The following is a 22,871-nucleotide window of genomic DNA, read 5'->3' as shown; positions in this document are numbered from 1 at the left end:
CCACCCACACTTTGCCGGTGGCCCATCCACCCCCCCCTCCCCCCCCCCCCCTCCCCCCCCCCCCCTCCCCCCCCCCCCCCCCCGACCAGGTGGCGGCGAAGGACCGTCCGTCGCGCAGCACCTCCGCCTTCCCGGAGCCGACCGTCTCGGTGTACGGGGTGCGGCTGCCGAGTACGTCGTGGTAGCCGGAGGTGCGGATCTTCACGTACTGCACGACGACCGTCGGCGGCGCCGTCCGCGCGCCGTCCGTCGCCACCGTGGGCGTGCCGTCCATCGCGACGAGCCAGCCGCCGCGCCCGGGGGACCAGGTGAAGGTGAAGCGGGCGGCCGGGTAGCGCACGGTGCGCGACGCCGCGGGTGTGCCGCCGGAGGGGGCCGGACCGTAGCGGAAACCGGTCGTCAGCGCCGTCCTGCCCGGGGCTGCGGGCAGCAGCTCGGCGGGGCGCAGATAGAGGTTGTGCGGCGCCGCCCGGCCGGTGTCGCGGTAGTAGGCGTCCGGGGCCTCGTCCGGCGACCGGGCGCGCAGGGGCGCCTTGTCGACCAGCGGCAGCAGCTTGCGCTGGGCGCCGGAGAAGGCGAGGGTCGGCCGGTCGAACTGACGCAGCAGCTCCAGATCGGACTCGCGGGCGCTGCGCACCGGCCCGACGGTCTCCGGCAGCCTGGTCGCGTACACCGCCATCAGCCGGCTCAGCCCGCCCTCCACCTGCTCGGCGTACACCACGTCGGCCGCGTCGAGGCCGGTCTGCGGGCGGGCCGCGGGGACGTTGTCGATCTTCACGACGAGGGGTGAGCGGGCCGCGGCGAGCGAGCTGTCCGGCGTCGTGGTGGGGTGCGGGGCGCGGTCGTCGTCCCCGCCGCGGCCGGTGCAGCCCGCCGTGAGGGACGCCGTCACCGTGGCCGCCAGGAGAGCCGCCGTCAGTGCCGCGCGTCGCGTACGCGTCCCGTGTCCCATGCCCACCGCCGCCACCCCGTCCGTGTTGTCCGATTGTGCGCTCATCCGGTCATCGCTGGCCATAGCCGGTCGTCTACGAACACGCGGGCTCGAGGAACGACAGGGGGAAGGGGTTCGCGCAGGTGCGCGCGGGTACCCGGCCGCCATCGCACACACGACGCAGACACTGCGCACCGGGTGCGCCCGGGCGAACCGGCGCGCAGGCGAGGCAAGGGAGCGCGAGGCCATGAAGGCAGTGACCTGGCAGGGCCATCGGGACGTGCGCGTGGACGACGTGCCCGATCCCCGGATCGAGGAGCCCACGGACGCCGTCATCCGCATCACGTCCACCGGACTGTGCGGCTCCGACCTGCACCTGTACGAGGTGCTCACGCCGTTCATGACCCCGGGCGACATCCTCGGCCATGAACCCATGGGCATCGTCCAGGAGGTCGGCTCCGAAGTGACGAACCTGAAGCCCGGAGACCGGGTCGTGGTGCCGTTCCAGATCGCCTGTGGGCACTGCTTCATGTGTGACACCGGGCTGCCCACCCAGTGCGAGACCACCCAGGTCACCGGCGAGGGGATGGGCGCCCCCCTGTTCGGCTACACCCGCCTCTACGGCGCCGTGCCCGGCGGCCAGGCCGAGTACCTGCGCGTCCCGCAGGCGCAGTTCGGCCCGATCAAGGTGCCCGAGGGCCCGCCGGACGACCGTTTCGTCTATCTCTCCGACGTGCTGCCCACCGCCTGGCAGGCCGTCGAGTACGCCGCCGTCCCGCCCGGCGGCACCCTCGCCGTCCTCGGCCTCGGCCCGATCGGCGACATGGCCTGCCGGATCGCCAAGGCACGCGGCGCCGAGCGGGTGTTCGGCGTGGACCTGGTGCCCGAGCGGCTCGCCCGGGCCGACCGGCGGGGTGTGGAGACGTACGACCTCAGGGCCTACGACGACGAGAAGGCGCTGGTCCACGCGATCCGCGAGGAGACGGCAGGCCGCGGCCCGGACGCCGTGATCGACGCCGTCGGCACCGAGGCCCACGGCAGCGCCGTCGCCAAGCTCGCCCAGACGGCCACCGCGCTCATGCCGCGCAAGATCGGCGCGCCCCTCGCGGAACGCTTCAGCGTCGACCGGCTCGGCGCCCTCCACATGGCGATCGAGCTGGTCCGGCGCGGCGGCACGATCTCGCTGAGCGGTGTGTACGGCGGCATGGCCGATCCATTGCCGATGCTCACCCTGTTCGACAAGCAGATCCAGCTGCGCATGGGGCAGGCCAACGTCCGCCGCTGGAGCGACCAGATCCTGCCCTACCTGACGGACGAGGACCCGCTCGGCGTCGAGGACTTCGCCACGCACCGGCTGCCCCTCGCCGAAGCACCGCACGCCTACGAGATGTTCCAGCGCAAGCAGGACGGCGCCGTCAAGATCCTCATGCGGCCGTGAGCGGCGCGCACGGTCACCCGGCGGAGCCCTTCTCCCCGAGGATCTCCGCCAGGTCGTAGCGCACCGGCTCCTCCAGCTGGGCGTAGGTGCAGCTGTCCGGTGTGCGGTCCGGGCGCCAGCGGCGGAAGCGGGCCGTGTGCCGGAAGCGCTGCCCGTTCTCCATGTGGTCGTAGGCCACCTCGGCCACCCGCTCGGGCCGCAGCGGCACCCAGGACAGGTCCTTCTTGCCCGACCAGCGGCTCGGCGCGCCAGGCAGCCGGGCCGTCTCATGGGCGGCCTCCTCCGACCAGGCCGCCCACGGGTGCCCGGCCACGTCCCCCATCCGCAGCGGCTCCAGCTCCTCGACCAGTTCCGCCCGCCGCTTCATCGCGAAGGCGGCCGACACGCCCACGTGCTGGAGCCGGCCGTGCTCGTCGTACAGCCCGAGCAGCAGCGAGCCGACCACCGGGCCGCTCTTGTGGAAGCGGTACCCGGCCACGACGACGTCCGCCGTCCGCTCGTGCTTGATCTTGAACATGGCCCGCTCGTCCTGCAGATAGCGCAGGCCGAGCGGTTTGGCGACGACCCCGTCCAGCCCGGCGCCCTCGAACCGCTCGAACCACTGCCGGGCCACCTCGATGTCGGTCGTCGCGGGCGCCACGTGCACCGGCGGTGTCGCCCCGGCGAGGGCCCGCTCCAGCAGCGACCGGCGGTCGGTCAGCGGCACATCGAGCAGGGAGCGGTCGTCCAGCGCCAGCAGATCGAAGGCGACGAACGACGCCGGGGTGCGCTCGGCCAGCGTCCGCACCCGGGAGTCTGCCGGGTGGATGCGCTCGGTCAGCGCGTCGAAGTCCAGCCGGCCGCTGCGCGCGATCACGATCTCCCCGTCGAGCACGCACCGCTTCGGCACCCGCTCCCGCAACGCCCCGACCAGCTCGGGAAAGTACCTGGTCAGTGGCTTCCCGGTACGGCTGCCCAGCTCCACCTCGGCACCGTCCCGGAACACGATCGCACGGAACCCGTCCCACTTCGCCTCGTAGTGCATACCCGGCGGGATCGCCGCCACCGACTTGGCGAGCATGGGCTTCACGGGCGGCATCACCGGCAGATCCATGGTCCGATTCTGCTCGCATGCGCCCCCGGTCGCCCGGTGTGCGAGCCGTGCGGGGTGCGCCTACCGTGGCCGCATGGGTGATGCGGTGGAACTGGAGGTGGCCGGCCGGACCGTACGGCTGTCCAGCCCGGACAAGGTCTTCTTCCCGGAGCGGGGTTTCACCAAGCTGGACCTGGCCCGGTACTACGCCGCGGTCGGCCCCGGCATCCTGCGCGCCCTGCGCGACCGCCCCACCACCCTGGAGCGCTACCCGGACGGCGTCGGCGGCGAGTGGTTCTACCAGAAGCGGGCCCCCAAGGGCATGCCCGACTGGATCCCGACGGCCCACATCACCTTCCCCAGCGGACGCAGCGCCGACGAGATGTGCCCCACCGAGCCGGCCGCCGTGGTGTGGGCCGCCCAGTACGGCACCCTCACCTTCCATCCCTGGCCGGTGCGCGCCACCGACGTCGACCATCCCGACGAACTCCGCATCGACCTCGACCCGCAGCCCGGCACCGACTTCGACGACGCCGTCCGCGCCGCCCGCGAACTGCGCGCCGTCCTCGACGAGTTCGGCGGGCTGCGCGGCTGGCCCAAGACCTCCGGCGGCCGTGGCCTGCACGTCTTCGTCCCCATCGAACCGCGCTGGACCTTCACCCAGGTGCGGCGCGCGGCGATCGCCGTCGGCCGGGAGATGGAACGCCGGATGCCGGACCACGTGACCATCAAGTGGTGGAAGGAGGAACGCGGGCGCCGCATCTTCCTCGACTACAACCAGACCGCTCGCGACCGCACCATCGCCTCCGCCTACTCCGTACGCCCCCGCCCGCACGCGCCCGTCTCGGCGCCGTTGCGCTGGGAGGAGGTCGGCGTGGCCCACCCCGCCGACTTCGACCTCGCCACCATGCCGGCCCGCTTCGCCGAACTCGGCGACGTGCACGCCGACATGGACGACCACGCCTACTCCCTGGACGCGCTGCTGGAGCTGGCCCGCCGCGACGAACACGACCACGGCCTGGGCGACCTGCCCTACCCGCCGGAGTACCCGAAGATGCCGGGCGAACCGAAGCGGGTCCAGCCGAGCCGCGCGCGCCGCGAGCCGACGCCCTAGGCGTGCGGTCGGACGGCGGGCGAGCGGACGGCCGGCGCCGACGACGGGCCTGGGGGACGGGGGGTGCCCGGATATCCTGACCGGCAGCCGCCGATGAGGAGTCCCGAAGTGACCGAGGCAGTGTCGCGTCCCACGCTGGAGGCCGTGGCCGAACGGGCCGGCGTGTCCCGGGCCACCGTGTCGCGGGTGGTCAACGGCGGGGACGGGGTACGGGAGCCGTTGGCCGAGCGGGTCCGGCAGGCCGTGGCGGAGCTGGGATACGTCCCCAACCAGGCGGCGCGCAGCCTCGTCACCAAACGGCACGACGCCGTCGCCGTCGTCATCGCCGAACCGGAGACCCGGGTCTTCGCCGACCCCTTCTTCGCCCTCCAGCTGCGCGGCATCAGCAAGGAACTGACCGCCCACGACAACCAGCTCGTGCTGCTGCTCACCGAGGGCCGGGACGACCACGCGCGCGTGGCCCGGTATCTCGCCGGAGGCCATGTCGACGGCGCGCTCGTCTTCTCCCTGCACCTGGACGACCCGCTGCCCGGGCTCATCCAGGACGCCGGTGTGCCCACCGTGTTCGGCGGGCGGCCCGGCTGGGGCGAGGGCACCGAGGGCTCCGCCGGCAGGAACGCGGAGGTGGTGTACGTCGACTGCGACAACCGGGGCGGGGCCCGTACGGCCGTACGGCATCTCGTGGACCTCGGCCGCGGACGCATCGCGCACATCACCGGCGCCCTGGACCAGACCTCGGCGGTGGACCGGCTCGACGGCTACCGGGACGTGATGGACGACGTCCTCGGCGGGAGCGACCCCCGGCTGGTCGTGGAGAGCGACTTCACCCCGGCCGGCGGCGAACGCGCCATGCGCGCGCTCCTGGACCGCTGCCCCGACGTGGACGCCGTGTTCGCCGCCAACGACCTGACCGCGCTCGGCGCCCTGCGCGTGCTGCGCGAGCGCGGCCGGCGCGTGCCCGAGGACGTGGCCGTGATCGGCTTCGACGACATGATGCCCGTCGCCGAACAGACCGACCCGCCGCTGACGACGGTCCGTCAGGACATCGAGGAGATGGGCCGTCTGATGGCCCGCCTGCTGCTGCGCGGGCTGCCCGGCGGGCGCGGCCGCTACGGGACCGCGCCGACGGCACCGGCCGCACCGGAGGCACGGCACGCCCGGGCGGCGTCGGACGCCGGAGTGGTCCTGCCGACGACGCTCATACGCCGCGCCTCCGCGTAACCCTCCGGGGGCCCGTGCGGTCAGCCCTGGGGCGACTCGCTCGTGATCACCGCGAAACGCGCCCCGTACGGGTCCGCGAGCTTGGCCATGCGGCCCACGCCCTCCATGGTCGTCGCGGGCATGCGTACCGTCCCGCCGAGCTGCCGGGCCTTGTCGACCACGGCGTCGGTGTCCTGCGTCTCGAAGTACGGCAGCCAGTACGCGCCGGCCTCCGCCTCGGCCGGGGCGTCGGCCAGCGGCACCATGCCGCCGAACATCGCGTCCTCCCCGGCACCGCCCGGATTGATACAGGTGTACGTCCCACCCGGGAAGGGCGCGGCCGACGTCTCCAGGTCCAGTACCCGGTGGTAGAAGGCGGCGGCCGCCGCGATGTCCGGCGTGTACAGCTCGACCCAGCACAGCGCGCCCGGTTCGTCCGCCACGTCCACGCCCTTGGTCCGTCCGGGCTGCCAGATCCCGAACGGCACGCCCGCCTGGTCGGCGAGGACCGCCATGTGCCCCTGGCCCATCACGTCCAGGGGCTGGAACAGCACCCTGCCGTGGGCCTGTTCGGCCGCCTCGGCGGTGGCCTGCGCGTCCTCGCTCTGGAAGTAGACCGTCCACGCCGGCGGGCCCTGCTCGGGACCGGCCTGCATGCCGCCCGCGACGGTCCTGCCGTCGAGCTGGAGGAAGCCGTAACCCCCGGCGTCCGGGCCCGCCGAACGGAACTGCCAGCCGAAGAGGCCGCCGTAGAAGGAGAGGGCACCGTCGAGGTCGGGGGTGCTGATGTCGATCCAGTTCGGGGCGCCGTTGACGAAACGGGTGGTGAGCATCTTCGCCCTCCTCGGAAGGGGTCCCGTCCTGTGCACTGCCGAGTCTGGCACCGCCCACCGACAATCGCTGCCGGAGCACCACGGCGCGCCGGACCGGCACCCGCCGTCACCCTGGGTGACCGGACGCGTTCTCCCGGTTTTTCACTCCTCCCGCGCGCCGCCGTGCGCGGGCCCGCGGGCGAGGAGCATCATCGGGGCGGCCGGAGGCCCTGACGGTGGTCGTTGACCTCGCGTTGATCGAACGTTTTTCGCCGCGGGGCACGATTCTGGTCATGCACTTCGAAACCATCACCCCGGCCGACGACACCTGGCAGGCGCAGGCCCTGTGCGCGCAGACCGGGCCGGACTTCTTCTTCCCCGAGCCCGGCAGCTCGGTGCGCGAGGCGAAGCGCATCTGCGCCATGTGCGAGCTGCGTCCGGCCTGCCTGGAGTACGCACTCGCCCACGACGAGCGCTTCGGCGTCTGGGGCGGCCTGTCCGAGAAGGAGCGCCTCGCCATCAGGCGCACCTCGAACTGACCACCCCTTCCCGCACCGGCAGGCGTCAGCCGGCGGCGCGCGCCGACATGCGGGCCTTGCGGGCGGCCAGCTTCTCGTCGAACTTCGCGGCCTCCGCGTCCAGGCCGCCCAGGAACAGACCGAGTTCCTCCTGCGCCTGGCGCCCCTCGGGGCCGAGGCCGTCGATCTCCATGATCTTCAGGAAGCGCAGCACCGGCTGCAGGACGTCGTCGTGGTGGATGCGCAGGTTGTAGACCTCGCCGATCGCCATCTGCGCGGCGGCCCGCTCGAAGCCGGGGATGCCGTGGCCGGGCATCCGGAAGTTGACCACGACGTCCCGGACGGCCTGCATGGTCAGGTCGGGGGCGAGTTCGAAGGCGGCCCCCAGCAGGTTGCGGTAGAAGACCATGTGCAGGTTCTCGTCGGTCGCGATGCGGGCCAGCATGCGGTCGCAGACCGGGTCGCCCGACTGGTGGCCGGTGTTGCGGTGCGAGATCCGGGTGGCCAGCTCCTGGAAGGCGACGTAGGCGACCGAGTGCAGCATCGAGTGCCGGTTGTCGGACTCGAAGCCCTCGCTCATGTGCGCCATGCGGAACTGTTCCAGCTTGTCCGGGTCCACCGCGCGCGAGGTGAGCAGGTAGTCGCGCATCACGATGCCGTGCCGGCCCTCCTCGGCCGTCCAGCGGTGCACCCAGGTGCCCCAGGCGCCGTCGCGGCCGAACAGCGAGGCGATCTCGTGGTGGTAGCTGGGCAGGTTGTCCTCGGTCAGCAGGTTGACCACGAGGGCGATACGGCCGATCTCCGTGACCTTCGACTGCTCCTTGTCCCAGGCCTGGCCGTCCTCGAACAGGCCCGGGAAGTTACGGCCGTCGCTCCACGGCACGTAGTCGTGCGGCATCCAGTCCTTGGCGACCTTCAGATGCCGGTTCAGCTCCTTCTCGACCACTTCCTCCAGCGCGTACAGCAGCCGCGCGTCGGTCCACACGGACGGGCTGCCGAGGTGAGGGGAGGTGATCGTCACGGGAAACTCCAGGGGGACGCCGAACAGAGGGAGAGAAGGGGGACGGCCCGGCGAGCGGTGCCGGAAACCTACGTGATCGTAGGCTACGAATCCGTAGGTTACGAAGCCGTAGGTTAAGAGCACTGTAAAGAGTGCTGATCAGGAGGCATGGACCGACGCTCCGCGGGCGTGCCGAACAGCCCCGGGACCCGCAGGTCCCGGGGCTGTTCGACGGGCGCGATCACCGCGTCAGGCGTACAGCCCCCGCAGGCGCACCGAGAGGCAGGTCACACAGCCCTCGAGCTTCTCGAACTCGCTGATGTCGACCGTGACGACGTCGTGGCCGAGGTCGGTCAGCAGCTCGGCGGTCTTCGGTGCGCTCGCCGCCATCAGCAGCTTGCCGCCCCCGAGCAGCACCACGTGGGAGCCGGACTCCTCCGGCACCGACAGGAAGCCGGGGAACAGCGAGGGCCGGTCGACCTTCGGGATGTGCCCGATCACCGTGCCGTCCGGCAGCGCGGTCACCGCCGACTTCAGGTGCAGCACCTTGCTCACCGGTACGGCCACCACGCGCGCGCCCAGCGGCTCGAACGCGGCCCGCAGCTGCTGCACGCCGGCCGCGTTGGTCCGCCCGCCCCGGCCGACGTAGACCGTGTCGCCGACCTTCAGCACGTCACCGCCGTCCAGCGTGCCCGGCTCCCATATCCAGTTCACCGAGCAGCCGAGGCGGGCCACCGCCTCCTCGACGCCGGCGGTCTCCGCCCGCCGGGACTCGGCGCCGGGCCGGGTGATCAGCGCCACGTTCCGGTACATGACGACGGTGTCCTCGACGAACACCGAGTCCGGGCAGTCGTCGACCGGTTCGACCTCGACGGTCTCCCAGCCATGGGTGCGCAGCGCCTCGACGTAGGCCTCCCACTGCTCGGCGGCGAGCCCGGCGTCGACCTGCTCCCGCTCGATGTGCGTCACCAGGCCTTCGGCGAGGCGGGGGCCGGGGCGGCGGACGAGGGCCTTCTTGCTGGGCACGAGGGGCCTTTCGAATCGGTCGGGTCGAGGGTGCGCTCCCGGTGCCGGGGATGCGGCACCGGTCCGCCCGCCATCATGCAGGGCGCTCCGGCCAGGACAAAACCCTCGTCGTCAGGCTGTGGCACTCCTGAGACGTCGCAACCCGGGGCGCGTCCGCCGTGCCGGGGCGCCCGGCGCCGCGGGCGGACGACGCCGGCGAGGGCGTGGTGCCGACGGGGCACTCGTCGCAGCTGGCGGCACGGGCCCTGCCGGCACCGTCCACGACGCCCCCGGCAACGGCATCCGCGCAGGCCAGGGGCGGCTCATGAGCCCCGTCGCATACGCTCGGCAGCACGATGAAGAACAGTCCGACCCCCCTCGAACCCAAGGCCGACAAGGCCACGGTCCGGCGGCACAACCTCAGTCTGGTGCTGCGGGCCGTCCACGGCGCGGGGGAGGCGACGCGGGCGGGCATCGCCACGCACGTGGGCCTGACCCGGGCCGCGGTGTCCTCGTTGGTCGAGCAGTTGCTGGAGCACGGCTTCGTCTCCGAGTGGGGCAAGACCAGCAGCGGGCTGGTGGGGCGGCCCGGCACCGTGCTGAAGGTGTCCCGGACCGGACCGGCCGGACTGGGCGTCGAGATCAACATCGACTACATCGCCGTCTGTGTCGTCGACCTGGCCGGTACCGACCGCGTGCGCCTGGTGGAGTACGGCGACAACCGCGGGCTGCCTCCCTCGGACGTGCTGGCACGCGCGGCCCGGCTCGCGGCCCGGGCCCTGGACTCGGCGGCCGAGCAGGAGCTGACCCCGGTCGGCGCCCATGTCGCGCTGCCCGGCCTGGTCACCGGCGGCACCGTGCGCCAGGCACCCAACCTCGGCTGGCGGCGGGTGGCCGTGGAAGGGCTGTTCGCCCAGGCCTTGTCCGCGCTGCGGCCCGCCCACCGGGCCCTGCCCGTCAGCTCCGACAACGAGGCCAACGCGGCCGCCCTCGCCGAGCTGTGGTTCGGCGCCGGTACCGAGGGCGTGCGCAGCTTCCTGTATCTGACCGGCGAGACCGGGGTCGGTGGTGCCCTCGTCCTGCAAGGCGAACTACTGCGCGGCGCGCACGGCTTCGCCGGGGAGATCGGGCACATGGTGGTCGACCCCGGTGGGCCGCGCTGCCGGTGCGGCGCCCGCGGCTGCCTGGAGCAGTACGCCGGACAGGCGGCGCTGCTGCGCGCCGCCGGACTCGACGAGGACGCGGGCGTCCTGGGCGTCGCCGAACTCGAGCGGCGCGCCCGGCACGGCGACGCCGCCGCTCTGTCGGCGATCGGACGGGCCGGCCGGCAGCTGGGCCTCGTGGTGTCCGGAGCGGTCAACCTCTTCGACCCGGACGCGGTGATGCTCGGCGGCGTCTACCGGCAGCTGATGGACTGGCTGGCGCCCGCCGTCGAACGCGAGCTGGCGCTGCGGGTGGTGTCGGGCCTGTGGCGCGACGACCGGACGCGCCTGCGGGCCTCGTCCTCGGCCGGCGACGCGGTGCGGGGCGCGGCCGGCGTGATCGTGCGCGAGGTGCTGGCCGATCCGGCGGCGTACGCGGAGCGGCACGGGAGGTGAGCCGGGGGGCACGGCCGCCGTGCCCCCCCCGGATGCCGTCAGTCCCGCTGTGCGGCGATCAGCGCGCGGTACCAGTGGTAGCTGTCCTTCGGCGTCCGCCGCTGCGTGTCGTAGTCCACCCGGACGATCCCGAACCGCTTGCCGTAGCCGTGGGCCCACTCGAAGTTGTCCAGCAGCGACCAGACGTAGTAGCCGCGCACGTCCACGCCCGCGTCCATCGCCGCCCCGAGCGCGGTGAGGTGGTCGCGCAGGTAGGCGACCCGGTCGCTGTCGTGCACCGCGCCGTCCGCGCTCACCTCGTCGTGCTCGGCGGAGCCGTTCTCCGTGATGTGGATCGGCGGCAGCGCGTCGCCGTACCGCTCCTTCAGTTCCACCAGGAGGTCGGTGAAGCTGTCCGGGGCGACCGGCCATTCCATGGCGGTGTGTCGCGCCCCTTCCAGCCGCACCTCCGCGTACCGGTTGTCGGTCGCCGTCCGCCGCGCCGGGTCGGCCTCCCGGTGCGGGGAGTCGGCGACGACGACGGGCCGGTAGTAGTTGATGCCGAGGAAGTCCAGCGGCTGTCCGATCAGAGCCAGGTCGCCCTCGCGCCGGAAGTCCGGGTCCCTGATCAGCTCGCCCCAGGTCTCCTCCTCGGTCCGGGCGTACCGGCCCGCGAGGAGCGGCTCGGTCCACACCAGGTTGTGCTGGGTGTCCGCGCGGACGACGGCCGCGCGGTCGGCGGGGGAGCCGGTGGCGGGCAGGTTGCGGTCGAGGTTGAGGGTGATGCCGACCTCGCGCACCCCGGCCGCCCGGAGCGCCTCGACCGCCAGTCCGTGCCCGACCAGCAGATGATGGGCGGCGGCGAGCGCGCCCCGGCCCTCACGGGCACCGGGCGCGTGGCGGCCGACGGAGTAGCCCAGGAAGGCACTGCACCACGGCTCGTTCAGGGTGATCCAGCGCGGCACCCGGTCGCCCAGGCGCCCGGCGACGACGGCCGCGTACTCGGCGAACCGCTCGGCGGTCTCCCGGACCCGCCAGCCGCCGGACGGAGTCTCCAGGGCCTGCGGCAGGTCCCAGTGATAGAGCGTGACGGCCGGCTCGATGCCCGCCGAGAGCAGCTCGTCGACGAGCCGCGCGTAGAAGTCCAGGCCCTTGGGGTTCACCGGCCCCGAGCCGTCCGGCACGATCCGCGGCCAGGCGATCGAGAACCGGTAGGAGTCCACGCCCAGCTCCCGCAGCAGTGCCACGTCCTCGGGATAGCGGTGGTAGTGGTCGCAGGCGACGTCACCGGTGTCGCCGTCGGCCACCAGGCCGGGGGTATGGCTGTAGGTGTCCCAGATCGACGGGCCGCGGCCGTCCTCGCGTGCCGCGCCCTCGATCTGGTAGGAGGCGGTGGCGGCGCCGAGGACGAATCCCGCGGGGAAGCGCGGGAAGGCCAGGGACTCGGTCATGTGCGGGGCTCCAGGTGTCACTTGACGGAACCGCCGGTGATGCCGGCGGCGATGTACTTCTGCGCGAGGACGAGCAGGACGGCGGCGGGGATCGCGGACAGCACGGACGCGGCCGTCACCGAGCCCCAGTCGCCCACGTGCGCGCCGATGTACTGGTAGATACCCAGCGTGATCGGCTTGACGTCGTCGGTGGTGTTGAGGGTGAGCGCGAACATGAAGTCGCTCCACGAGAACAGGAACGTGAAGAGGCCGCAGGTGATCAGGGAGTTGCGGCTCATCGGCAGCACCACCTGCACGAAGGTGCGCAGCCGCCCTGCCCCGTCCATCTGCGCCGCCTCGATCACCTCGCCGGGGATGGACACCATGAACGAGCGCATCAGCACGATCGAGAACGGAATGCCCAGCGAGGCGTCCGCGAGCATCAGGCCGAAGTAGGAGTTCACCAGGCCGAGGCCGACGTACGAGGTGTACAGCGCGTTGGCGACGACGATCCCCGGCACCATCTGCGTGATCAGCGTGCCGAACACGATGGTGCGGGTGCCGCGCAGCCGGAACTGCGCCAGCCCGTAGGCCGCCGGGGCCGCGATCGCCAGACAGACGACGACCGCGCCGAGCGAGACCACCAGCGACGTCAGCAGGTGCCCGCCCTGGTCGCCGAGTGCCTTGGAGAAGCCGGACAGATCCAGGCGGTGCGGTACCGGATCGACCTCCAGCAGCCCGGCCTCGGGCTGGAGCGCGGTGTTGAGCATCCAGTACAGCGGGAACAGCATCACGCACAGGACGAGCACCCCGGCGGCCGTGGAGCCCAGGCGGCGCCTGCCCGTACGCGGCTTGGCGGTGTGGGTGGCCATGGTCGCTCACTTCCCCTCGGTGCGGTTGGCCCGCAGGTAGAACACCGCGAACAGCGCGGAGATCACGATCAGTACGTTGCCGACGACCGCGCCCGCCCCGAAGTCCAGCCGCACGAAGGAGTTCTGGTAGGTGAGCGTGCCCAGGGTCTGGGTGGCGTCGGCGGGGCCTCCGTCGGTGAGGGCGAGGATCAGGTCGAGGATCTTGACGGTCGACATGAAGCCGAGGACGAGGACGACCGTGATGACGGGCCGGAGCATCGGCAGGGTGACGGAGCGGAACGTGCGCCAGGCCGAGGCGCCGTCCAGGGACGCCGCCTCGTACAGCTCGCGGGGGACCTCCTGCAGACCGCCGTACAGGATGACCATGTTGAACGGGATGCCGATCCAGATGTTGACCAGGACGACGGACAGCAGGGCCATGTGCGGACTGGTCAGCCAGGGCGTGTGACCGCCCAGGTCGAGGGTGTCGAGGAAGGAGTTCAGTACACCCGTGTCCTGGTCGAGGATGCGTCGCCACACGATGCCGGAGACCACCATGGGCACCAGCCAGGGCAGCAGGATCAGCGACCGCAGGACACCGTTCAACGGGAACTTGCGGGTGAAGAAGACGGCGAGGGCGAGGCCGATGCAGAACTGCCCGAGCAGCGAGCCCGCGGTGAAGACGAGCGTGTGCCACAGGGCCTTGCCGAACAAGGGGTCCCGGAAGACCTTCGACCAGTTGTCGAAGCCGTTGAGGGGCGCCTCGCCGGTGAAGAACGTCTTCGGCGTGTAGTGCTGGAAGCTCATCACGATGTTGCGGACGAGCGGGTAGCCGAAGAACAGCAGCATGAAGAGGACCGCGGGGGCGACGAACCCCCACTGGGCCAGCCGGCGCCGGCGCCGCAGCCGGGCGGGGTCGGGCGCGGTGGCCGGGGCGGCCGCTGCGGGCGCGGACGCGGTGACGGTGGACGTGGTCATCTGCGCGTACCTCAGTTCCCGCTCGTGGCCCGCTGCTGGGCGCGCTGGAGGGCGGCCTGGCTGGACTGGCCGGTCAGGGCGGACTGGAAGGCGCTCTGCAGGGCGAGCGACACGCCCGACCAGCCTGCGCCGAGCTCGGCCGTACGGGACCGGGCCGCGGCCACCTGGTCGGCCAGCGCGTCCAGCTCCGGCACCCGTTCGCGCCAGACGGCGGCGGCCTTCTCGTTGGCCGGGACCATCCAGCTGTTGAGTGCGTAGGTCAGCTGCTCCCGCTCGCCGGACAGGCAGGCGACGATCTTCCCCGCCATCCGCTCCCGCCGCTCGTCACCGGTGTTCGGCACGGTGAGCACGGCTCCGCCCAGCGGTCCCACGGACTTCTCGCCCGGCTTCGGCACCGGGATGCGGGCGATGCCCCAGTGCAGCGACTTCTTGGTGTTCAGGGTCTCGACCTGCCACGGGCCGTTGATCATCATGGCGGCATTGCCCGCCATGAACTGGTCGTTGACGTCGGCCTGCGTCCAGCCCACCGTCGACTTCGACAGCGAACCGTCCTTCAGCAGGCTCTTCCAGTAGTCCAGCGCCTCGACGACCCTCGGCCCGTCGAGGCGGGTCTCGTCCCCGCCGTTGGACCACATGAACGGCGTGAACTGGAAGACGCCGTCCTCGGCGCCGCCCGCGCTGAGCGCCAGGCCGTACCTCTTGCCCTGCGTCAGCTTCCTCGCGGTCGCGCGCAGCTCCGCCCAGGTGGTGGGCACCTTCAGGCCCGCCCGGTCGAGGATGTCCTTGTCGTAGAAGAGCGCGAGCGTGTTCACCGACCGGGCGGCTCCGTAGTACGTCCCCTTGTACGAGCCGAAGTCGACGATGCCCTGGGGGATGTCCCCGGTGCTCAGCCCGAGCGTCCGGAGGTCGGTCAGCCCGCCGGCCTCGGCGAACGTCGGCATCTCCGAGGCGTCGAACTGCACGATGTCGGGCAGCGACTTCGAAGAGGCCATGCGCAGCGCCTTCGTCATCACCTGCGCCGCCGGGACGCTCTGCTGCTCGACGGTGACGCCCAGCCGCCTGCCGCAGCGGGCCATCGCCTGCGCGTCCCAGCGGTGGTACGTCTCGTCGGTCGAGGAGTTCAGCACGGTGTAGACGGAGCTGTCGCGCTGCTGGCCGCAGCCGGTCAGTGCCGCCCCGGCGACCAGGGCGGAGACAGCTGCGAGGGGTGTCACGGCCCTGCGGGAGCGTCTGTTGAAGCGCTTCGACATGTGCGGCCCTTGCTGTCGTCCTGTCCGGCAGCGGCGCCGGACGAGTTTGTTTATGGTGATGACTAATACGTCATGCGGGGGCCCGGCGCCAGACCCTGATGTGTGTCCGTTCGTTCACGCTCCGCCGTGAGGACCGCTGGGAATCCCGTGATCAAGCCTGGTCAGGGCGGTGTTCCCGGGCGTCTTCCCTGTCCGGCGGAGATTTGTTCTGTGTACGATCAAAATGCCGGGCGACGCTTCCATGCCCCCACTCGAACCACTCCAGCTCCCTCGAGGAAGAACATGAAGTTCACCAACGGCTTCTGGCGCATCCGCGACGGCGTGCAGATCGCGTACGCCGCCGAGGTCCGTGACGTACAGGCGCAATCGAAGCGCTTCACCGCCTATGCCGCCGTGAAGAAGGTGACGCGGAGGGGGGACACGCTCAACGCGCCGCTCCTCACGGTCGACTGCTTCTCACCCGCCGAGGGCGTGATCGGGGTCCGGGTCACGCACCACGCCGGCAGGCGTCGCCCCGGACCCGAATTCGCCCTCGCCGAAGCGGCGGACGGGGCGGGCGTGGTGCGCCGCGACGGCACCGTCACGGAACTGACCAGCGGCTCGCTGACCCTCCGCCTGGACGAGGCGGCCCCCTGGGCACTGGCGTTCCACGGCGCGGACGGACGGGAGGTGACCCGGGCCGGCGCCAAGGGCACCGCCTTCGCCACCACCGACGACGGCGCGCACCATGTCCTCGCCCAGCTCGCGCTCGGCGTGGGGGAGCAGATCTACGGCCTCGGCGAGCGGTTCACCCCGTTCGTCAAGAACGGCCAGGTCGTCGACGTCTGGCAGGCCGACGGCGGCACCAGCAGCGAGCAGGCCTACAAGAACATCCCGTTCTACCTCTCCTCCCGCGGCTACGGCGTCTTCGTCAACCACCCCGGCAGGGTCTCCTTCGAGGTCGGCTCCGAGTCCGTCGGCCAGGTGCAGTTCAGCGTCGAGGACCAGACCCTCGAGTACTACGTGATCGCCGGCCCCACCCCCAAGGACGTCCTCGCCCGCTACACCGCCCTGACCGGCCGCCCGGCCCTGCCGCCCGCCTGGTCCTTCGGCCTGTGGCTGACCACGTCCTTCACCACCGACTACGACGAGGCGACGGTGACGTCCTTCGTCGACGGCATGGCCGAGCGCGGCATCCCGCTGTCGGTCTTCCACTTCGACTGCTTCTGGATGCGCGAGTACCAGTGGTGCGACTTCGAGTGGGACCCCGCCGTCTTCCCCGACCCGGAGGGCATGCTGGCCCGGCTCAAGGAGAGGGGCCTGCGGGTCAGCGCGTGGATCAACCCGTACATCGCCCAGAAGTCCCCGCTCTTCGAGGAGGCGGCAGCCCTCGGCCACCTCGTGCGCCGCCCGAACGGCGACGTCTGGCAGTGGGACCTGTGGCAGGCCGGCATGGGGCTGGTGGACTTCACCCGCCCCGACGCCCGCGCCTGGTTCCAGGCCAAGCTCAAGGCGCTGCTCGACCAGGGCGTCGACTGCTTCAAGACCGACTTCGGCGAGCGCGTTCCCACCGACGTCGTCTGGCACGACGGCTCCGACCCGGAGCGGATGCACAACTACTACACGCATCTGTACAACCGGACCGTCTTCGAACTCCTGGAGAAGGAGCGCGGGCAGGGCGAGGCCGTCCTCTTCGCCCGCTCCGCGACCGCAGGCGGCCAGCAGTACCCCGTGCACTGGGGCGGCGACTGCTGGGCGTCCTTCGAGGCCATGGCCGAGTCGCTGCGCGGCGGGCTCTCCCTGTCCCTGAGCGGCTTCGGCTTCTGGAGCCACGACATCGGCGGCTTCGAGGGCACCCCCGACCCGGCGGTGTTCAAGCGCTGGCTCGCCTTCGGCCTGCTCTCCTCGCACAGCCGCCTGCACGGCTCCTCGTCGTACCGGGTGCCGTGGAACTTCGGCGAGGAGGCCGTGGCGGTCGCCCGGCGGTTCACGCTGCTCAAGCACCGCCTCATGCCCTACCTCTACGGTGCCGCGGCCGAGGCCCCCCGCACCGGCGTCCCGGTGATGCGCCCGATGCTCCTGGAGTTCCCGCACGACCCGGCGTGCCGCCCGCTGGACCGCCAGTACATGCTGGGCCCCGACCTGCTGGTCGCGCCGGTCTTCACGGAGGACGGCGAGGTCGAGGTCTACCTCCCCGAGGGCACCTGGACGCACCTCCTGACCGGCGAACAGGCCACCGGCCCGGCCTGGCGCACCGAGCGGCACGCCTGTGACAGCCTGCCGCTGTACGTCCGCGAGGGCGCCGTCCTGCCGCTCGCCTCCGACGACGGCAGGCCCGACGGCGACTGGCTGGACGCCCCGACCCTGCTGGTCCACCCCACGGCCGCGCCCGACTACACCGCCGAGGCCACGGTGCCCGACCTGACGGGCACCGTGGCCGCCGCCTTCACCGTCCGCCGCGACGGCGCCCGGCTGCGGGTCACCGCGCGCGGCACCGACCGCCCGTTCACCGTCCTCGTCGCAGGCGGCGCGAGCGCGACCGGCGCGGGCGAGGTGGTCGTACCCCTGGGCTGAACCACGGGGTGTCGGCCTCGGCCTAGGCCGACGCCCCGATGTCCTGCGGTGCGATCTCCTTCAGTTCCCCCTCCTCCATCAGCAGCCAGCGGGTGATGCCGATCGACTCCAGGAACGGCAGGTCGTGGCTGGCCACGAGCAGCGCGCCCTCGTACGACTCCAGGGCCGAGGTCAGCTGCCGGACGCTGGCCATGTCGAGATTGTTGGTCGGCTCGTCGAGCAGCAGCAGCTGGGGCGCGGGTTCGGCGAGCATCAGCGCGGCCAGGGCCGCCCGGAACCGTTCGCCGCCCGAGAGCGTGGCCGCCTGTTGGTCGGCCCGTGCGCCCCGGAACAGGAAGCGGGCCAGGCGGGCCCGGATCCGGTTGTTGGTGGCGCCCGGCGCGAACCGGGCCACGTTCTCGGCGACCGTCAGCTCGTCGTCGAGCACGTCCAGCCGCTGGGGCAGGAACCGCAGCGGGACATGCGCCCTCGCCTCGCCCGCCACCGGGGCCAGTTCCCCGGCGACGGTCCGCAGCAGCGTCGTCTTGCCCGAGCCGTTGCGGCCGACGAGCGCGATCCGCTCCGGGCCGCGCAGATCGAAGATGCCCTCGACGCGCGCCCCGTAGGCCATGGCCAGCCTCTCCAGGGTGAGCACCTGCCGGCCGGGCGGTACGGCCGTGTACGGCAGGTCGACGCGGATCTCGTCGTCGTCCCGCACGGCCTCCACCGCCTCGTCCAGGCGCCCCCTGGCCTCGGCGAGCCGCTCCTCGTGCATGATGCGGTGCTTGCCCGCGGACTCCTGGGCGGCGCGTTTGCGGGCGCCCATGACGATCTTCGGCTCGCGCTTGGAGTCCCACATCTTCTGCCCGTACCGCTTGCGACGGGCCAGTTTGACCTGGGCGTCGGCCAGTTCGCGCTTCTGCTTGCGCACATCGGCCTCGGCGACGCGCACCATCCGTTCGGCTGCCTCCTGTTCGACGGCGAGAGCCTCCTCGTAGGCCGAGAAGTTGCCGCCGTACCAGGCGACCTCTCCGGAGCGCAGCTCCGCGATCTGGTCGACCAGGTCGAGCATCTCCCGGTCGTGGCTGACCACGACCAGTACGCCCGGCCAGGCGGAGACCGCCTGGTACAGCCGCCGGCGCGCGTACAGGTCGAGGTTGTTGGTCGGTTCGTCCAGCAGCAGGACGTCCGGGCGGCGCAGCAGCAGCGCGGCGAGCCGCAGCAGCACCGACTCGCCGCCGGACACCTCGCCGACGGTGCGGTCCAGACCGATGTGGCCGAGGCCGAGTTCGCCGAGGGTGACCAGGGCGCGCTCCTCGACGTCCCAGTCGTCGCCGACCGTCTCGAAGTGCTCCTCGGCCACGTCGCCCGCCTCGATGGCGTGCAGCGCGGCTCGCCGGTCGGCGATGCCGAGGGCCTGGTCGACGCGGAGCGTGGTGTCCAGGGTGACGTTCTGCGGGAGGTGGCCGACCTCGCCGGCCACCTTGATCGTGCCGTCGGCCGGAGTGAGTTCACCGGCCAGCAGCTTCAGCAGGGTGGACTTCCCCGATCCGTTGACGCCGACGAGCCCGGTCCTGCCGGGGCCGAAGGCGATGTCGAGGCCGTCGAGGACGGCGGTGCCGTCGGGCCAGGCGAAGGACAGGGACGTGCAGGTGAGGGAAGCAGACATGAGGGCCTCGCGAGGGGTGGGTGCGTGCGGGTGGACGCATGTCGAGACACCGCGAGGCGGAACCGAAGGTCTGGGCACGCAGAGGCCACGAGAAAAGGCCTGTGCCGGAGGACGGCTCGGACGCCGAGGTCGTACGCCACGCACACCTCACCGGTGTGAACGCGGTGTCTCAGAACCTCAGACGAGCAACGTCCTTCTCCAATCGACGGCAACAGGACCGATGTACACCGTACGAGGGGCCCAAGGCACTGTCAACGCGATTACGGCCACGCGGAACCGTGCCGGGCACGAGGGGCGCCGGCCGACGTACCTGTCGGATTCCTGCCAGCGTCCGCCGCGCCGGGGCTGCTTGGGTTGGCCCATGACGCCACAGCACCCGCTGCACGAATCCGCCCTCGCCTTCCGCGCCCTGCATGTGCCCGGCCGCCCCCTCGTCCTGCCGAACGCCTGGGACGCGGTCAGTGCCGCCGTCGTGGCGGAGACCGGCGCCGCGGCCGTCGCGACCACCAGTGCCGGCCTCGCCTGGTCGCTCGGCGCCGCCGACGGCGGCCGGCTGGACCGGGAGGGCGCGCTCGAGGCGGTCGCCCGGATCTCCGCCGCCGTGCGCGTGCCGGTCAGCGCCGACATCGAGGCCGGTTACGCCGAGGACCCGGCGGGGGTCGCGGACACCGTGCGGGCCGTGCTCGCCGCGGGCGCCGTCGGTGTCAACATCGAGGACGCCCGGCACGGGGCGGGCGGTGCGCCGCTCAGGCCCGTCGCCGAGCACGCCGCACGGATCGCCGCGGCCCGCCGGGCCGCCGACGAGGCCGGCGTGCCGCTGTTCGTCAACGCCCGGATCGACACGTTCCTGCGCGGAGCCGGGGGAGTGGACGTCACCCTGGAACGGGCCGCGGCCTTCCTCGCCGCGGGCGCCGACGGGATCTTCGTCCCCGGGGCCGTCGACCCGGAGACCGTCAAGGCGCTCGTCGCGGGCATCGACGGCCCGGTCAACGTGATGCTGGTCCCCGGCGCGCCGTCGGTCGCCGAGCTGGCCGCGCTCGGCGTCGCCCGGATCAGCGCGGGCGCCGCCCTCGCCCAGGCCGCTCACGCCCTGGTCCGCCGCGCCACGCGGGAACTGCTCGAGGCGGGGACGTACGAGGCGCTGGCCGACGGCTACGACTACGGCGAGCTGAACGCGCTGATCACCGGTGCGGGGGCGACGAGGTCCTGAAAGCGCCGCTCACGCGCGCGTAGCGGTCAACAGGCGTCCCGCATCAGCTCGGCCAGGCCGTGGTCCAGATCGAGCTGGAGGTGTTCGAGGCCGACCGGCACCAGCTCGTCGGCCGCCGCCAGGAACCGCCGGATCTCCCCCGAGCGCACGTGGACGACCGCGGTGCCCTCAGGGGCGTGGAACTCCAGCACCGTGCGGTCGTACCCGTAGGGCCGCACGCGGACGTCGCCATGGCCCTCGGGTCCCTGCAGACCGGCCGCCAGCAGCTCCCGGGAGAAGGTCCAGCAGACCTCGACACCCTCCAGGGTGGCCGGCGCCGGGAAGGTCATGCGGACGGCGAACGGGTCGTGCCGCTCGTAGCGCAGCGTCGCGGGAATGCTCGGCATGCGCGGTGCGGCGGCGACGAGACGGGCCTCTACGGGCTGCTCGATGACGGTGGACAACGCCTTGCTCCCTCGTGACGGCTGGACTACGCCCGGATGTGCGGCACCCGGCACAGGAAGAGACGACGGAATCGGCCGATGCGTGCACACGCGGAACGAGTGACCTCGGTCACCGCCTTCATGCACGGCGAGACACCGGATGTTCCCACCCGCAAGGACCGGCCGGCCCGCCCCCGCCGACCGGCGGCCGGTCCCCTGGACGGCACCGGGGGCATGGGCTAGCTTCGCCCGCCATGAGGCGCTTGGGGAGCACGCGACGCAGGGGACGGACGAGCAGGCTGGCGGCGGCGGGGGTGGCGTGCGGGGCGGCACTGGCCGCGCTGACGGTCCCGGCGGCCGAGGCCCGGCCGCTCGACGGGACAAGCGCACGACCGGCGGGCGCGCACTGGGAGGCGAAGGACCCCGGCACCCCGCAGGTCCGCTTCCGGGGCCTCGCGGCCGTCGACCGGCACACCGCCTGGCTCGCCGGCACCGGCGGCACGGTGCTGCGCACCACGGACGGCGGCTCGACCTGGCGGAACGTCTCTCCGCCGGGGGCCGCCGAGCTGCAGTTCCGGGACGTGCAGGCCTTCGACGCGCGGCGCGCGGTGGTCCTGGCCATCGGCGAGGGCGAGGCCTCCCGGGTGTACCGCACCGACGACGGCGGGGTGACCTGGACGGAGTCCTTCCGCAACACCGACCCGAAGGCCTTCTACGACTGCCTCACCTTCTTCGACCGCCGCCACGGCCTCGCCCTCGGCGACCCCGTCGACGGGAAGTTCCGCATCCTGTCCACCGGCGACGGCGGCCGCTCCTGGCGGGTGCTGCCCGCGGACGGCATGCCGCCCGCCCTGGACGGCGAGGCCGGGTTCGCCGCGAGCGGCCAGTGCCTCGTCACCTCCGGCCCGAAGGACGTCTGGCTGGCCACCGGCGGCGGCGCCCACGCGCGCGTGCTGCACTCCGCCGACCGCGGACTGACCTGGACGGCGGCCGAAACGCCGGTCCCGGCGGGCGATCCGGCCAAGGGGGTCTTCGCGCTCGCCTTCCGCGACCGCACCCATGGCATCGCGGTCGGCGGCGACTACCGCCCCGACCAGCCCTCCCCGCGGGCCGCCGCCGTCACGGCCGACGGGGGCCGCACCTGGACGTCCGCAGCCACGCCCCCGCCCGCCTACCGCTCCGGCGCCGCCTGGCTCCCGCACAGCCGCACCGCCGCGCTCGCCGTCGGCCCCACCGGCACCGACCTCACCACCGACGGTGGCCGCACCTGGCGGACCGTCGACACCGGCTCCTACGACACCGTCACCTGTACCCCCGACCTGAGCTGCTGGGCGGCCGGCGAACAGGGGAGGGTGGCCCGCCTGGAACGCTGACGTAAGTGAGCGCGGGCCGGGTACTCGTTCCCTGCCGCAAAGGAAGGGAGCGATCATGCCAGCCGGTTCCAGCCCCAAGCGCGAACGTCAGTACGAGCACATCAAGAAGAGCGCGCAGGACCGCGGCGAGAGCACCGGGCGCGCCGAGGAGATCGCCGCGCGGACGGTGAACAAGGAACGTGCCCGCTCCGGCGAGTCCAGGACCGCCAGCCGCAGCTCGACGCAGGACATGTCGTCCGGCAAGCGCGGCGGCCAGCGATCGGGCAACCGGGTCGGTTCCCAGGGGCCGACCTACGACCAGCTGTACAACGAGGCGAAGCAGCGCGGCATCGAGGGCCGCTCGAACATGAACAAGAGTCAGCTGCAGCGTGCGCTGAACGCGAAGAAGAGCTGAGCCGTCGGACGGCCCCACCGGGGGGGGGGGGGGGGGGGGGGGGGCAGGGGGGAGGGGGGGGGGGGGGGGGGGGGCAGGACACAAGAGAAGGCGAT

21 protein-coding genes are annotated in these 22,871 nt (G+C 72.5%); 10 read left to right on the top strand and 11 right to left on the bottom strand.

Annotated elements, in window-relative coordinates:
* Positions 1-997 (bottom strand): DUF3048 domain-containing protein (locus ACZ5CW_RS39980; RefSeq protein WP_468610537.1); only part of this gene is annotated, 997 nt, incomplete at its 3' end.
* 181 nt (positions 998-1,178) lie between these two features.
* Here ACZ5CW_RS39980 and ACZ5CW_RS39975 point away from each other — a divergent pair.
* Positions 1,179-2,369: a zinc-dependent alcohol dehydrogenase gene (locus tag ACZ5CW_RS39975; protein WP_468610535.1), complete on the top strand. Its 1,191-nt coding sequence runs from the start codon at positions 1,179-1,181 to the stop codon at positions 2,367-2,369.
* A gap of 13 nt (positions 2,370-2,382) precedes the next feature.
* Here ACZ5CW_RS39975 and ACZ5CW_RS39970 read toward each other — a convergent pair whose 3' ends face one another.
* Positions 2,383-3,462: an ATP-dependent DNA ligase gene (locus ACZ5CW_RS39970; RefSeq protein WP_468610533.1), complete on the bottom strand. Its 1,080-nt coding sequence runs from the start codon at positions 3,460-3,462 to the stop codon at positions 2,383-2,385.
* Between the two features lie 73 nt (positions 3,463-3,535).
* Between ACZ5CW_RS39970 and ligD the strand changes: the two genes are divergently transcribed.
* Positions 3,536-4,555, top strand: a complete 1,020-nt coding sequence (gene ligD, locus ACZ5CW_RS39965; protein WP_468610531.1) for a non-homologous end-joining DNA ligase — start codon at positions 3,536-3,538, stop codon at positions 4,553-4,555.
* Between the two features lie 108 nt (positions 4,556-4,663).
* Positions 4,664-5,776 carry a LacI family DNA-binding transcriptional regulator gene (locus ACZ5CW_RS39960; protein WP_468610529.1) on the top strand — a complete coding sequence of 371 codons (1,113 nt, stop codon included), beginning with the start codon at positions 4,664-4,666 and terminating at the stop codon, positions 5,774-5,776.
* Between the two features lie 20 nt (positions 5,777-5,796).
* Here ACZ5CW_RS39960 and ACZ5CW_RS39955 read toward each other — a convergent pair whose 3' ends face one another.
* Complete coding sequence (locus ACZ5CW_RS39955) at positions 5,797-6,588, bottom strand: VOC family protein (RefSeq protein ID WP_468610527.1); 792 nt, start codon at positions 6,586-6,588, stop codon at positions 5,797-5,799.
* 272 nt (positions 6,589-6,860) lie between these two features.
* On the opposite strand from ACZ5CW_RS39955, the gene ACZ5CW_RS39950 reads away from it, so the two are divergent.
* Complete coding sequence (locus tag ACZ5CW_RS39950) at positions 6,861-7,106, top strand: WhiB family transcriptional regulator (RefSeq protein ID WP_468610525.1); 246 nt, start codon at positions 6,861-6,863, stop codon at positions 7,104-7,106.
* Positions 7,107-7,131: 25 nt separating this feature from the next.
* On the opposite strand, the gene ACZ5CW_RS39945 is transcribed toward ACZ5CW_RS39950, so the two are convergent.
* Positions 7,132-8,106, bottom strand: coding sequence for an acyl-ACP desaturase (locus ACZ5CW_RS39945; RefSeq protein WP_468610523.1), 975 nt, complete (start codon positions 8,104-8,106; stop codon positions 7,132-7,134).
* 228 nt (positions 8,107-8,334) lie between these two features.
* The gene (gene ddaH, locus ACZ5CW_RS39940) at positions 8,335-9,111 is read right to left on the bottom strand and encodes a dimethylargininase (RefSeq protein ID WP_468610521.1); all 777 of its coding nucleotides are present in this window, start codon (positions 9,109-9,111) and stop codon (positions 8,335-8,337) included.
* Positions 9,112-9,446: 335 nt separating this feature from the next.
* On the opposite strand from ddaH, the gene ACZ5CW_RS39935 reads away from it, so the two are divergent.
* Positions 9,447-10,688 (top strand): ROK family transcriptional regulator, encoded by a 1,242-nt coding sequence (locus ACZ5CW_RS39935; protein WP_468610519.1) that lies wholly within the window; start codon positions 9,447-9,449, stop codon positions 10,686-10,688.
* A 38-nt stretch (positions 10,689-10,726) separates the two neighbouring features.
* Here the strand turns inward: ACZ5CW_RS39935 and ACZ5CW_RS39930 are convergent, their stop codons facing one another.
* The 4 genes from ACZ5CW_RS39930 to ACZ5CW_RS39915 are packed head-to-tail and all read right to left on the bottom strand — an operon-like array spanning position 10,727 to position 15,176.
* Positions 10,727-12,118, bottom strand: a complete 1,392-nt coding sequence (locus tag ACZ5CW_RS39930; protein WP_468610517.1) for a GH1 family beta-glucosidase — start codon at positions 12,116-12,118, stop codon at positions 10,727-10,729.
* Positions 12,119-12,135: 17 nt separating this feature from the next.
* Positions 12,136-12,969 carry a carbohydrate ABC transporter permease gene (locus ACZ5CW_RS39925; protein WP_468610515.1) on the bottom strand — a complete coding sequence of 278 codons (834 nt, stop codon included), beginning with the start codon at positions 12,967-12,969 and terminating at the stop codon, positions 12,136-12,138.
* 6 nt (positions 12,970-12,975) lie between these two features.
* A complete protein-coding gene (locus tag ACZ5CW_RS39920) occupies positions 12,976-13,926 on the bottom strand; it encodes a carbohydrate ABC transporter permease (RefSeq protein WP_468610513.1) in 951 nt (316 codons plus the stop codon).
* A gap of 11 nt (positions 13,927-13,937) precedes the next feature.
* On the bottom strand, positions 13,938-15,176 hold the full coding sequence (locus tag ACZ5CW_RS39915; RefSeq protein ID WP_468610511.1) for an ABC transporter substrate-binding protein: 1,239 nt from the start codon (positions 15,174-15,176) through the stop codon (positions 13,938-13,940).
* A gap of 282 nt (positions 15,177-15,458) precedes the next feature.
* On the opposite strand from ACZ5CW_RS39915, the gene yicI reads away from it, so the two are divergent.
* Complete coding sequence (yicI, locus tag ACZ5CW_RS39910; RefSeq protein WP_468610509.1) at positions 15,459-17,729, top strand: alpha-xylosidase; 2,271 nt, start codon at positions 15,459-15,461, stop codon at positions 17,727-17,729.
* Positions 17,730-17,751: 22 nt separating this feature from the next.
* Here yicI and ACZ5CW_RS39905 read toward each other — a convergent pair whose 3' ends face one another.
* Positions 17,752-19,377: an ABC-F family ATP-binding cassette domain-containing protein gene (locus tag ACZ5CW_RS39905; protein ID WP_468610507.1), complete on the bottom strand. Its 1,626-nt coding sequence runs from the start codon at positions 19,375-19,377 to the stop codon at positions 17,752-17,754.
* Positions 19,378-19,738: 361 nt separating this feature from the next.
* Between ACZ5CW_RS39905 and ACZ5CW_RS39900 the strand changes: the two genes are divergently transcribed.
* Entirely contained in the window at positions 19,739-20,587 is an 849-nt protein-coding gene (locus ACZ5CW_RS39900) for an isocitrate lyase/PEP mutase family protein (protein WP_468610505.1), read from the top strand.
* Between the two features lie 26 nt (positions 20,588-20,613).
* Here the strand turns inward: ACZ5CW_RS39900 and ssgD are convergent, their stop codons facing one another.
* Positions 20,614-21,030: a spore wall synthesis regulator SsgD gene (gene ssgD / locus ACZ5CW_RS39895; protein ID WP_468610503.1), complete on the bottom strand. Its 417-nt coding sequence runs from the start codon at positions 21,028-21,030 to the stop codon at positions 20,614-20,616.
* A 78-nt stretch (positions 21,031-21,108) separates the two neighbouring features.
* Here ssgD and ACZ5CW_RS39890 point away from each other — a divergent pair, with 78 nt between their 5' ends.
* The 3 genes from ACZ5CW_RS39890 to ACZ5CW_RS39880 are packed head-to-tail and all read left to right on the top strand — an operon-like array spanning position 21,109 to position 22,776.
* Positions 21,109-21,252 carry a hypothetical protein gene (locus ACZ5CW_RS39890; RefSeq protein WP_468610501.1) on the top strand — a complete coding sequence of 48 codons (144 nt, stop codon included), beginning with the start codon at positions 21,109-21,111 and terminating at the stop codon, positions 21,250-21,252.
* A gap of 11 nt (positions 21,253-21,263) precedes the next feature.
* On the top strand, positions 21,264-22,382 hold the full coding sequence (locus ACZ5CW_RS39885) for a WD40/YVTN/BNR-like repeat-containing protein (RefSeq protein ID WP_468610499.1): 1,119 nt from the start codon (positions 21,264-21,266) through the stop codon (positions 22,380-22,382).
* Positions 22,383-22,437: 55 nt separating this feature from the next.
* Complete coding sequence (locus ACZ5CW_RS39880; protein ID WP_468610497.1) at positions 22,438-22,776, top strand: plasmid stabilization protein; 339 nt, start codon at positions 22,438-22,440, stop codon at positions 22,774-22,776.
* Positions 22,777-22,871 lie beyond the last annotated feature (95 nt).

The organism is Streptomyces sp. NPDC031379 (assembly GCF_055569615.1).
Note: the sequence above shows the minus strand (reverse complement) of the source record. Positions and strands in the feature narration are given on the sequence as shown.